Raw genomic sequence first — 11,474 nt, forward strand, 5'->3', positions numbered from 1 at the left:
TAGTCAGATGTTTGAGATCTTGTTTCTAGCATCGAAATAACCTCAAATGTGTCCTCGCTATCTGGCTTTGTATTATAAGCGATCGCTAAATCCTAGTGACCGCCGCCAGCAGCATCTGAGGATCTAACTTTCTTGAAAAACAAAACTGCCACTCCACTCAATAGCAAAGCAAAGCCAATAAAGTAGAAACAATCATTAAAAGCCATCACATAGGACTCGCGACTCACCGTACTCGAGATCGCCTGAAAAGCCTGAGACTGCGCCGTATTAAAATCCGTGCCCTTACTCACAAATAACTGCGTCAAAGTGTCCACTCGTTGCTGCGTTTCGGGATTATATAGAGATATCGCATCACCCAAACGATTGGAGTGGAACTTTTCGCGCTGTGTTAACAAAGTCGCCAAAGCCGCAATCCCAAAGGAGCCGCCCAAATTACGCATCATGTTAAATAAACCACTAGCCGAACCCGCTTGAGTTTTTGGTAAACCAGCAGTAGCGACAGCCGATAGAGGAACCATAATTAGCGGTTGCCCCATTGCTCTAACTAGTTGCGACCAGCGTAACTGATCGATACCACTGAGATTGGTGAGGTCAGAATTCATAAAACAGCTAATCGAGAAAACAATCACGCCTACACCAATTACCAAACGGCTATCCACTAGCTGAATTAATTTTGGTACGAAAGGAATCAAAAACAGTTGCGGAATCCCAGCCCACATTAATACTTCGCCAATTTGCAGAGCATTGTATTTCTGGATTTGGACGAGATATAGAGGCAAAAGATAAATAGAGCCATATAATCCTATTCCCAGTGAGATATTGACGATACTTGCTAGACCAAAATTGCGATCGCGTAGTAATCGTAAATTAATAAAAGGCTGTTTGCGTGTTAATTCGATCCAGAAAAATAATGATAGGAATATAGCTGCGATCGCGCCGAGAGTCACAATCAATGACGAACTAAACCAATCTTTGCGGGAACCTTCTTCTAAAACTACTTGCAAAGAGGATAAGCCGATCGCCATCGAAATAATTCCCCACCAGTCACCTTGCTTGAGCAATTCTGGTTTCGGTGCTTGCTGCTTGATCCCATACCAAACTCCTGCAAGTAGTAACAGGCCGGGAATGACATTTAAATAGAAGATATAGTGCCAGCTATAATTATCCGTCAGCCATCCGCCCAAGGTGGGGCCAATCGAAGGTGCAAATGTGGCGGTAATGCCAAATAATGCCATACCTACAGGCTGTTTGGATGGTGGTAGAGTAACCAGCATATTCGTAAACGCCATCGGGATTAAAATCCCTCCTGTTGCTCCTTGAAGGGCGCGAAAAACGATCATGGATGACAAGTCCCAAGCGGACGCACAACAGATCGAAAAGAAGATGAATAAGGCGGCATTCACTAAGATATAACGACGAATTGAAAATACCTGCGATAACCATCCCGTCAATGGAATCACGACAATCTCAGCGACAAGATAGGCGGTGGAAATCCAAGATCCTTCTTCTAAGGTTGCTCCTAATGCGGCTTGGATATCTTGGAGTGATGAGTTGGTGATTTGAATATCCAATACTGCCATGAATGCGCCCAGCATACTGGCGGCAACTCCTATCCAGATTCTTAAAGGTACATAATCTGGTGGAAGTGTAGAATTTGGACGTTGGTTTCTAATAGCACTGATATTCGGCAAGGTTTTGACTCTATAGTCTTACTGTTAACGTACTTTGACTGACTAACATTTGATTTGCTGTATGAATTGGTTGATTACGATATAAGTTGTAATCATCGCCATACATCATCCGTAACTCTTGCCTGAGTTCTTAAATATTTGTAGTTTTTGATTAGTTATCCGAGAATAATGAAATTAAGGTCATGGCGCGATCGCATATTTCTTGTTTGTCTACCATTTTCTGAAGTTCTTTTGCATCGTATATTCCCTCGTTAACTTCTAACGATGCTTGGTTAATTGCTTGACGAAAACCACTTTCTATAGATTCACGAAGTTCTTGATCGTTTAAATAGGTTCCCTTTGATGATGGTCTTGCATTCAAGTTTTGAATTTCTAAGACTGAGTTGCGAATTGATACATCCCAAGAACGGGTTGTACGATTTTCAGCTTTTTGTTTGATGAGATGCAAAAGTAAAATGATGCCATAGCTACGAATTTTGTTGAGGATATCTTTTTTACTCATTTCTTCCATTTCATCGATCATCAAGAGGGCGCTGGATAGGTTGCCTTTTTGCAAGAGTTCGCGTAATGCTATGAGTTCTTCCACGATGATTTAACGTCCTTGTCTGCATAGGCGGTAATTGTATTATTGCAAATTTTGATCGCGATCGCCATAGAGTTCCTTTAAGCCTAGTTTTAATTCGTGCAATGTTGGCTGGATACTGTTTAAAGTTATACTCATTTCTTATCTCATTACTCAAAGGCTTTGTTAACTGCAATAAAGCTAATGGTCATTTTTAAGGGAAGTAACGGTAAAATTCTTTGCGGTGTAATGTGCGGATGACTTCTACTGTGTTGCCCAAAACTTCTATGCCAATGCGATAGTCACCTACACGAATGCGGTAACGGGTTGAATATCCTTGCATGGCTTTAATGTTTGGTAGTTCCTGTAAGTTCTGAGCTTCAAGCAAAGTTGTAAAGGCAATTTCATAGATGCGTTGATATACTGATGAGCCTTTCAGGTTTTTGAGATCTTTTAAAAATGACTGGCGATACTTTACTTCCATTTTAGTCTTCCAATCTAATCCTCTAAAAAGGCTAGAGCTTCGGCACGGGAGTAAAGAGGAGTGTTTTTGCCTTCATCCATTGCTTTATTGAGGCAATAATCTTCTATAGCTTCGCTAAGATTTTCTAGAGAGATGTTGTCAATGGGTAAAAGTTGCCGCCAAATCTCGATGGGGATGACAACTGCGGTGGGCTGTCCTTCTTGGTTGGTTATATACTCAAGGTTTAATAGTGACATTACATTTACCTTAGTGAATGTTTTTCATGAAGTCTACTTTCATTGTATCAAAAGTCTTTGTGTTACTCATGCGCTTAACTATTCTCTTAAATCGAATCAACTATTTGAGTATTCATTAAATGTTTAAATGTTTCCTCCAAAGGGAGTAAAGATTGACATAGCGTGGATTAAATTTGCAGTTCTTTTACTGCGCGTTCAACAATTTCTCTACTTCGGCTACGAAAGCCTTTGCTTGCTCTAGGCTCTTTTTTGCTTCTGCAAATGTGCCAGTAAAGTCTGCATCGTAGTCGCTCAATTGTCTTAGTTCATAAGCATCACTTAATATTTTTGCCCATTCCGAGGAAAATTGTCCTGTCTTTACAAAATGCTGACCGAATAAGCGAATTGTACCTTTATGAGTTGAAGCATATAGGTTTTGGGATAGCAATAAAGCTTGGGTTGCGTAGTATATGGAATAATATGAACGCGAGAGGCAAGTGCGATAATGTTCTCGGTCTAGTAAGAGTGCTGCTATTTCTAGTTCTTCTAGAGATAAAGAAAGTAGTTTTTTGTATTCGTTCATAGTTCAATCCCTTCCTTTCTAATATTCCTTAAAAAAGCAACATTTCTTTTACTGAAGTCTTCTTCGGTGATGGGGATAATAGAGACAAGTTCGTCATGTTCTAGTATCATTTTTACACGCAAGTCTGACATATAGGATATTTCTTGTACTTGAGATACTGGGCTTTTGAGTACGGCAAGTAGATCAATATCTGAGTCGGGATTGGCTTCGCCTCTGGCATGGGAACCGAATAGGATTAACTTAACAAGGCGATCGCCATAAAGCTCTTGTAACTCTTGTTTAATTTCTGTAAGTATTGGCTTAATGTTAGTTAGAGTAATAGTCATGAGAATGGAAAGCCTCCATGTTTAGTAATGGTTTGGTCAATATCGCTCATGATCTCGATGGTTTCGCCTAGGATGGAGATGATGTTTTGATAATGAACGAGGTCGTCAAAGCTGAGTTCACGTCCTTTGCGGTCTTTGAGCCATTTCTGACAAACTTGATAGCCGCCGATGTAGAAGTTCCAAATGTGGTTGGGGATGTTGGCGAAATACTGCTGGTCGTTAATCCAGATTTGTTGTTGGGTTTCGTTGTATTTGACTTGTTCGACAAGATTGGAGCCATCGATGGGATAGCTACTAATTTCGGTTCCTGTTTCTTTCATCAGGTGGAGTTGTACGAGTCTGTCGCCTTTGGTGGCTAGTTCCCAAAATAGTTGTTTGTTGGTGGTTATGGGTACTCGCGGAAAGTCGATTTTCAGGAATTCGGCGTAACGTTGGCGATAGGTGGGGGAGTGGAAGGTGGCATAAATGTAGTTAAAGATGTCTTCTGGTGCAAAGGTTTTAACTTGATCGCCTTTGCCGTCTGGGAAAAATTCTAAGCTAAGTTTTTGGGAAAGTTCGTTAATAAATTCTGGTGCTAGGTTTGGGCGGCGACCATGTGGGGAGTTGGTTGGTTCGGTTTCAAATAGGGTTGGGGTGTTGGTTGGGTAGAGATAGAGAGGAAAAATATATGTTCTCTCACGGGTTTCCAAAGAGACAGAATTACCATCTGTTATATTTTCTGTTGCAAAAATATGACGAAAATCATTATTTACCTGTCGATTAGTACATAAAGCAATATTATTATTTTGGAATAAATGATCCATTACTTCACCGCGAGGCATACTGTGAAACCCTCTTGATCTGCCTGTATAGTAAGTGTGTCTAATATCGAAAGGACGATATAAGACTTTTGCAATATGATCGCTATAAGCTCCAGAATTTTTGATATCTTTTTGTGCTAGTTCAACTGTCCAATCGCGTGTATCTTTATCTAAATCAAGTTTTAATTTAAGTTCTTGGATCGAAAAATCTTTGAATTGATTAAGTATATTTATTAAGTTTTTTTCTTCAAAATGGATGGTTATTCTATCTCTTGAAGTTGATATCCCAACACTATTAACCGTAAATATTTGAGTTATTGGATAACTATTGAAATACTCAGACTGTAAATCAATATTTTGAGGACTAAATAAATAAAACTCTGGTGCAGGCTCTAACTTTTCCCAGACTGTCGAACTAATCTCATTTTCATCTAACCAATAATACTTACCACCAACTAATTCTTTATTCTCTTTAACCTCCCTAACACCCCACAAATCAGCATGATAAATCTTCGCTAAATCTTGCTGACTATCTTGATACTTGATAAAAAAGGCGATCGCTACCCCTTGCTGAATATCAAACACATTTTGATCGGGTGAACCATCGGGACAAACTTGCTTTTTCTTGCTATTCCCATGCAAATCTAAAACATAAATCTCATCAAAAGTCTGCATCAAATTTTGACGCATTCCCCGAAAAGTTGGATTATCCAAATAACCATGATTCGTAATTAAAGCCACAACCCCATAACCAGTTTCCGCAACCCGATGCTGAGCAAAGCGAATAAACTTCACATAATCATCCAATAAGCCTTTAGGATTTCTCTCTCCCAATGGCTTTCCATCCACATGATAATAATCCTTAACCAAATTCACAATCCAAGGATCAGTATTCATCGACTCATAGGAATAAGGCGGATTGCCCAAAATCACCATTACAGGCGTATCTTGTTTACCCCCTTTCGCCGCCTCTGCTTCATCACGAATGCGATTCATAAACCCATCCGCCGCAGGAATTTGAAAACCTTCTTGTAAAGTATTCGTTAAATAAATCCTTAAACGCTCCTCAGAGCTAAAATCATAACCAGTTTCTTGAAGCTGTAACCCCAACTTCATGTGCGCCACCGTATAAGGAGCCATCAGCAACTCAAACCCAAACAAACGCGGCAACAAATGCTGACTCACATAACCCGACCACATCCCCTTCTGATTTTTGAAACCCTCATAAATATGCTCAATCACCCGATGCATAAACGTCCCAGTCCCCACCGCAGGATCGAGAATGAGAACCTTATGCATAGGTTCTGAACCCCCTCTAACTCCCCCTTGCGAAGGGGGAGAACTGGAATCTTTACCTCCCCCCTTTGCAAGGGGGGATTGAGGGGGGTACGGTAAAATCTTCGTACTATCCGCCAACCCCTTCTTAATTCCAAACTTCTCCTTCAGAATATAATCCACACTCCGCACAATATACCCAACCACAGGCTCAGGCGTATAGTAAACCCCCCGTGACTCGCGCATCTTGGGATCGTATTCCGCCAAGAAAGTCTCATAAAAATGCACCACAGGATCTTCACGCCGATCGCGCTTACCAAAATCACTCAAAATTGCCGACATATCCGTTTGCTGTAAAATAGTCGCCAAAGTATCCACCGCCCAAGTAATGCGATCGTCCAGTTCCGAACCCGCAATCTGATTAAAAATACCCCGCAAAAATGGATTTGTTTTTGGTAAGCGAAAACCCGCCGTTTCCCGCGAAAAAGTACTCACTTGATTCGTATTACAACGCGCCGCAAACAACCCATAACAAATCGTCTGAGCATACATATCCGCAAACTGCTCACCCGTCAAATCCCGAATCAACACCAAGCGAAAAGACTCTAACTGCTGTCGCAACATCCCACCGCGATCGCTATCATTCAGAGCAGTATTAATCGCATCCCTAATTAACTGTGCTAAAGCCGCCATCCTCTTCGCTAAGGCTCTGGGAGTCGTGACTTGCACAACCTTAGTCAGCAAAAACTGCCTTAAAAGTTGATCGACCTCCAAAATTCCATCAGCATCAGCCTTAATCTTTTTCTGCTTATCAAAAGTAGCCACAGCCGCCGATAGCCGTAACTCCCCACCCACATACCAGCGAAATTCCAAATGATCCGTCAAAATCAAATTTCCCAAAGCATTGAAATAACGCTGCATTTGGTTCTTCTTTTCCAAACTCTTCAGCGAAATACCAATATCCTTAGCTTCAAGATGTCCAATTTCTAAAGCCCCCTGTCCAATCCAAAAATCTGGCGCACCACAAGCAATTCGCTTCGGCTCATTCACCGCCAAAATATTATTATCTAAAGACTCAAGCAATCTCTTCAACGCAGGACGATAAGTATGCTCCGTCGCATTACCCTTTTGATAAATTTGCGTTACATCTTGCAAATAAGCTTGAATTTGATTAGTCATCGTCTTTTTAGATCAGCTAATTTCAGGATACCAGATAAAATCCTGATGTGTTTAATAGCGATCGCGCTACGACTCATTATTCAAGATACTTTCAATGTCCTGAACACCTTGCAATACCCGCACAATTTCAATAGATAATTCCTGAATTCGATAGAAGATTAGGTGTTTTCTAAAACCTTTAACGTACCACTTTCTCAACCCATTAAGGCGAGGATTGTTTGTAGGGTAGTTACGCCCAATTTGAGGATTACGAGCAATTTCTGCAAAACTATATCGAGTTGAATCAAAAAACTTCAACGCCACTTCAGAATTAAATTCGGATAAATACTCATAGTTGTGCGTAATATCAGCACGAGCAGGAAGCGCGATAATAATACTATGCATTAATTTTATTTCGTCAGCAAATTTGATGAATTGTTCACTAAGCGATCGCGCTCTTGTTCCCACCATTCATCCGTCGCTTCAATCCCTTCACCCCGATCTAAACTATCAACTCCTTCTATTAATAGCTTTTCCAATTCTTGATCGGAATTGATAATATTAGGCGACAAAATGCGATCAATAAAATTCAAAACACTTTTTTGTTGATTGATTGATAAAGCTTTCACCTTATCAATCACAAGTTCTTGGATGTTATTCATATAAAAACTCAATAAGCAAAATATCAACTAAGTTATAGTATAACCTGTCTTTTATGATTGATGAACAGCGATCGCCTTGTTTGTCGAAGCCTTAAACAATGGCGTAAAACGCAATTCCTAAATTTCTGATTGCTCTTGTTGTCGCTTAAAAGCTTCCACAATTTCCTCAATCTCCGTAGTCGAGATACTGGATTGATCGGATTTAGCATAAATAGCTAGCAAGATAAACCTAGAGGGAGATTCAACCTGATAAATGAGCCGATAACCAGCACTTTTGCCCTTTTGGATATCACTATTCTTCACCCGTACTTTGAAAACAACAATATTTAGTCCTGACAGGCGATCGCCTAAAACTTCTCCAGCCTGTAACTGCTCGATCACAGGTTGCACATCTGAGCGAATTTTGCGATAGCGTTTGAACAAAGCTCGAAATTGTCGCTCAAAGATTCCAGAAGTCTCGACTTGCACATTAGGCTGGTTAGTTTCCATCCAGACTATCCCAAAGTTGAGAAATTGGCTTTGTTTGTCCTGTTTTTACCTCATTCAACGCCCTATGTAGACTAGCCGCAATTTGTTCTGGACTTGGATCAAAAACTTCATCCTGATCTTCTAAATCCATATCTAGCAACTCTTCAACCAAAACAATTACCCTAACTTTTGGCTGTTTCGGCAAATTTTTCAAATGCTTAGGTAACTCAAGTTTCCCGTCAGGTGTAATCGTAGTAGAAAATTCGTAAGCTTTCATAGTTTCTATGACAACAGGTAATTTCAGGATAACAAATTAGATAGCCTAATCTTCACTTACAGCAATTTGCTTTCAAAACCGCCACAAATACTAATATAAAACCCATTGCGGGGCTTCGCCCTGCGACCCTTCTTGTGGCGGGTTTGATCGAACACTGCTGTATCTCCCGATTATCTGGCAAATCCTTTGACGGACAGGATTAGGCTTGATGATGCTGACTGCGATCGCCTTGTTTCTCGAAGGCTTAAAAAGTGAAACAAAAAGCAAACCTTAGCTAGTGATAATTCCTTTGCGCTCATAGATTTTGTAAACAATCTTCTTTAATGTAGGTAATTGGCGGCTGAAGTAAATCGAACCTAAAATGCAAACGATGCCCGCAATGATTAAGGTGTCAGTAACACCAATGCGATCGCCTAAAGTTCCGCCCAAGAGATTTCCAAAGGGAGTCATGCCTAAAAATGACATCGTGTATAGGCTCATGACGCGCCCGCGCTTATCATCATCGACAATAGTTTGTAAAATGATATTGCCTGCGGAAATTTGTAGAATAGTGCCTATGCCAATCAAGAGCATCGCGAATAGAGAAAGTGGTAAATAGCGGGATAGAGCAAAGATAATTAAACCAGTTCCTAAAATGCTAGGACTGACGACAATAAACTTCCCAAGTCCAATTACCGATCGCCTTGTGGCTAAATAAACACCGCCAAATATGGCTCCCACTCCCGATGCTGCCATAAGAAAGCCCAATGTTTGAACATCACCTTTGAGGATTTTGTCGGCGAAGACTGGAACGAGTACGGCGTATTGCATACCCATGAGGCTGACTAGTCCTGACAGTAATAAAATGGAACGAATTGGTGGACTGCTAAAGGCGTAGACAAATCCTTCTTTAATTTTTTGTAAATGACTGCCAGCCATAACGGGTATATCTTTCGGGACAAGTCGCATTGCCAGCAAAGCCATGATTACAGCAATGTAGCTAAGTCCATCAATAAGGAAACAGTATCCTTCACCGACTTTGGCAATCATTAACCCACCTAGCGCAGGTCCAATTAATCGTGCTCCATTAAACATCGTTGAATTAATCGCGATCGCATTGGCTAAATCTTCTCTTTGTTCGACCAGTTCAAATACAAATACCTGTCGCGCTGGCGCATCTACGGCATTGATGATTCCTTGGAGTAAACTTAAAGCAAGGACATGCCAAATTTGGATCGCGCCTGATAATGCTAAGGCGGCTAGGGCTAGGGATTGCACCATGGCAAGAATTTGCGTACCGATTAAGATGCGATGGCGAGGGAAGCGATCGACAAAAGCTCCACCAAAAGGAGCAAGAACAAAACTAGGGATTTGGCTAGTAAATCCCACAATTCCTAGCATAAAAGCTGATTGAGTAAGATGATAAACCAGCCACACAGTTGCGATTTGGGTCATCCATGTGCCAATTAGAGATACACCCTGACCCGCAAAAAATAATCGGTAGTTTCGTGATCGCAGTGCAGGGAATAAGGATTTGTTCTCAGTTGTTTGCATACAAAATTATTTTATTTCAACCGTAACTTCCGCAGACATGCCTGCGGTAATTCGGGATTCGTAACCTTTGAGACTTTGTGGATCTAAGGTGATTTTTACGGAAATTCGCTGAACGATTTTGGTGAAATTGCCTGTCGCGTTGTCGGGTGGTAATAAAGAGAATTGAGAACCAGATGCTGGAGAAATGCTATCTACTCGACCAGTAAATGTGCGATCGGGAAAGGCATCTAGCTTGACTTCTACAAGCTGACCTGTTTTTATTCGATTTAGCTGAGTCTCTTTGAAATTAGCTACAATCCAATAATTATTCTCGACAACAGCCATGAGTGGTGCTCCAACTTGGATGCGATTACCTACTTCCACAGTTTTCTTACCAATTCGTCCTGCATTTGTGGCGAAGACATCAATGTACGAAAGTTGTAATTGAGCATCTTTGAGAGTAGCCCCTGACAGCGCGATCGCAGATTGGGCGGCTTCATACTCGCTACGATTTACCGTTGTTTGCTGACCGCTAGCAGCAGCTTGTTCCAATTCACCACCAGATGCAGTAAGTCGGGCTTGAGCGCTAGCAATTCCCTCTTGTGCTTGAGCAACTCTTGCTTTAGCTTGTTGCACAGTTTGCAAGGCTGAATTTTTCTCAGCCTTAGCAACATCAAAGCTGGCTTTAGCTGCATCCAATTGCTGACTAGCGATCGCACCTTGTTTGAACAAAGCATCATAACGATTGTAATCAATCTGAGCATTTGCCAAGCTAGCATTGGCTTGCTCTACCTGCGCTTCAGCTAGGGGAACTCCCGCTTGAGCTTCTTGCATCACAGCTTGAGCGTTAGCAATTGCAGCATAGGCAATGCTGACATTTCCTTGCGCTTGAGTGGTCTTGCCACTAGTAGTTTGAGACGCTAAGTCAATATTTGCTTGAGCAGCGTTTGCAGTTCGTTTCGACGATTCTAGTTTAGCTTGAGCCTGCTGGACTTTGTTGTCATAGTCTGTGGGATCGAGCTTTACTAATAATTGCCCAACTTGCACCTGCTGATTATCACTCACAAGAACATGGGTGACAGTTCCTGCGATTTTGCTACTAACTTGGTGAATATGCCCAACTACTGTCGCATTATCCGTTGATTGGTGGTTAGATGCATATTGCCAATAACGATAGCCAAATATACCTGCTACAACTGCACCAAGCCCCAATCCTGCCAAAATGAAAGCGATCGGTTTGATTCTCTTTGGTTCTAACTTTTCTGTCTCCTCTGACAAAAGGACAATTGCTTCATTGTCTTTTTCTACTACTGGTGCTAATAGATGTTGCGCATTCGATAAATCTCTAATATGCCCTTCAAATTTATCCTTGTCTGTAATCACAGCTATACTCCATATCTATTATTTTCGTATCCTTGGCACTGGTTCCGCACTATGAGAAAAAGCTCTGAAGCCCTTTTT

13 protein-coding genes are annotated in these 11,474 nt (G+C 41.2%); all 13 read right to left on the minus strand.

What is annotated here, in order from left to right; translation table 11 throughout:
* Nucleotides 1-92 precede the first annotated feature (92 nt).
* The 13 genes from APA_RS21715 to APA_RS21780 all read right to left on the minus strand — a co-directional run bounded on the left by APA_RS21715 (nucleotide 93) and on the right by APA_RS21780 (nucleotide 11,396).
* Nucleotides 93-1,691: an MDR family MFS transporter gene (locus APA_RS21715; RefSeq protein ID WP_201324316.1), complete on the minus strand. Its 1,599-nt coding sequence runs from the start codon at nucleotides 1,689-1,691 to the stop codon at nucleotides 93-95.
* 151 nt (nucleotides 1,692-1,842) lie between these two features.
* Complete coding sequence (locus APA_RS21720; RefSeq protein ID WP_201324317.1) at nucleotides 1,843-2,277, minus strand: DUF29 family protein; 435 nt, start codon at nucleotides 2,275-2,277, stop codon at nucleotides 1,843-1,845.
* A 190-nt stretch (nucleotides 2,278-2,467) separates the two neighbouring features.
* Nucleotides 2,468-2,737 (minus strand): type II toxin-antitoxin system RelE/ParE family toxin, encoded by a 270-nt coding sequence (locus APA_RS21730; protein ID WP_201324318.1) that lies wholly within the window; start codon nucleotides 2,735-2,737, stop codon nucleotides 2,468-2,470.
* A gap of 14 nt (nucleotides 2,738-2,751) precedes the next feature.
* Nucleotides 2,752-2,973: a hypothetical protein gene (locus APA_RS21735; protein ID WP_201324319.1), complete on the minus strand. Its 222-nt coding sequence runs from the start codon at nucleotides 2,971-2,973 to the stop codon at nucleotides 2,752-2,754.
* Between the two features lie 184 nt (nucleotides 2,974-3,157).
* A complete protein-coding gene (locus tag APA_RS25335; protein ID WP_236579955.1) occupies nucleotides 3,158-3,535 on the minus strand; it encodes a HEPN domain-containing protein in 378 nt (125 codons plus the stop codon).
* Entirely contained in the window at nucleotides 3,532-3,861 is a 330-nt protein-coding gene (locus APA_RS21745) for a nucleotidyltransferase domain-containing protein (protein WP_201324320.1), read from the minus strand. The genes APA_RS25335 and APA_RS21745 overlap by 4 nt, the downstream gene beginning before the upstream one ends.
* Complete coding sequence (locus APA_RS21750) at nucleotides 3,858-7,115, minus strand: type ISP restriction/modification enzyme (RefSeq protein ID WP_201324321.1); 3,258 nt, start codon at nucleotides 7,113-7,115, stop codon at nucleotides 3,858-3,860. Before APA_RS21750 ends, APA_RS21745 begins: the two co-directional genes overlap by 4 nt.
* Before the next feature lie 66 nt (nucleotides 7,116-7,181).
* Complete coding sequence (locus APA_RS21755) at nucleotides 7,182-7,499, minus strand: type II toxin-antitoxin system RelE/ParE family toxin (protein WP_201324322.1); 318 nt, start codon at nucleotides 7,497-7,499, stop codon at nucleotides 7,182-7,184.
* Nucleotides 7,500-7,504: 5 nt separating this feature from the next.
* Nucleotides 7,505-7,756, minus strand: a complete 252-nt coding sequence (locus APA_RS21760) for a hypothetical protein (protein ID WP_201324323.1) — start codon at nucleotides 7,754-7,756, stop codon at nucleotides 7,505-7,507.
* Nucleotides 7,757-7,873: 117 nt separating this feature from the next.
* A complete protein-coding gene (locus APA_RS21765; RefSeq protein ID WP_201324324.1) occupies nucleotides 7,874-8,245 on the minus strand; it encodes a type II toxin-antitoxin system RelE/ParE family toxin in 372 nt (123 codons plus the stop codon).
* Nucleotides 8,235-8,501: a hypothetical protein gene (locus APA_RS21770; RefSeq protein WP_201324325.1), complete on the minus strand. Its 267-nt coding sequence runs from the start codon at nucleotides 8,499-8,501 to the stop codon at nucleotides 8,235-8,237. The genes APA_RS21765 and APA_RS21770 overlap by 11 nt, the downstream gene beginning before the upstream one ends.
* 270 nt (nucleotides 8,502-8,771) lie before the next feature.
* Nucleotides 8,772-10,034 carry an MFS transporter gene (locus APA_RS21775; RefSeq protein ID WP_201324326.1) on the minus strand — a complete coding sequence of 421 codons (1,263 nt, stop codon included), beginning with the start codon at nucleotides 10,032-10,034 and terminating at the stop codon, nucleotides 8,772-8,774.
* 6 nt (nucleotides 10,035-10,040) lie between these two features.
* Entirely contained in the window at nucleotides 10,041-11,396 is a 1,356-nt protein-coding gene (locus APA_RS21780; protein WP_236579957.1) for an HlyD family secretion protein, read from the minus strand.
* Nucleotides 11,397-11,474: the final 78 nt, after the last annotated feature.

It is taken from the genome of Pseudanabaena sp. lw0831 (assembly GCF_016584665.1).
In the GTDB taxonomy this organism is placed as follows: Bacteria; Cyanobacteriota; Cyanobacteriia; order Pseudanabaenales; family Pseudanabaenaceae; genus Pseudanabaena.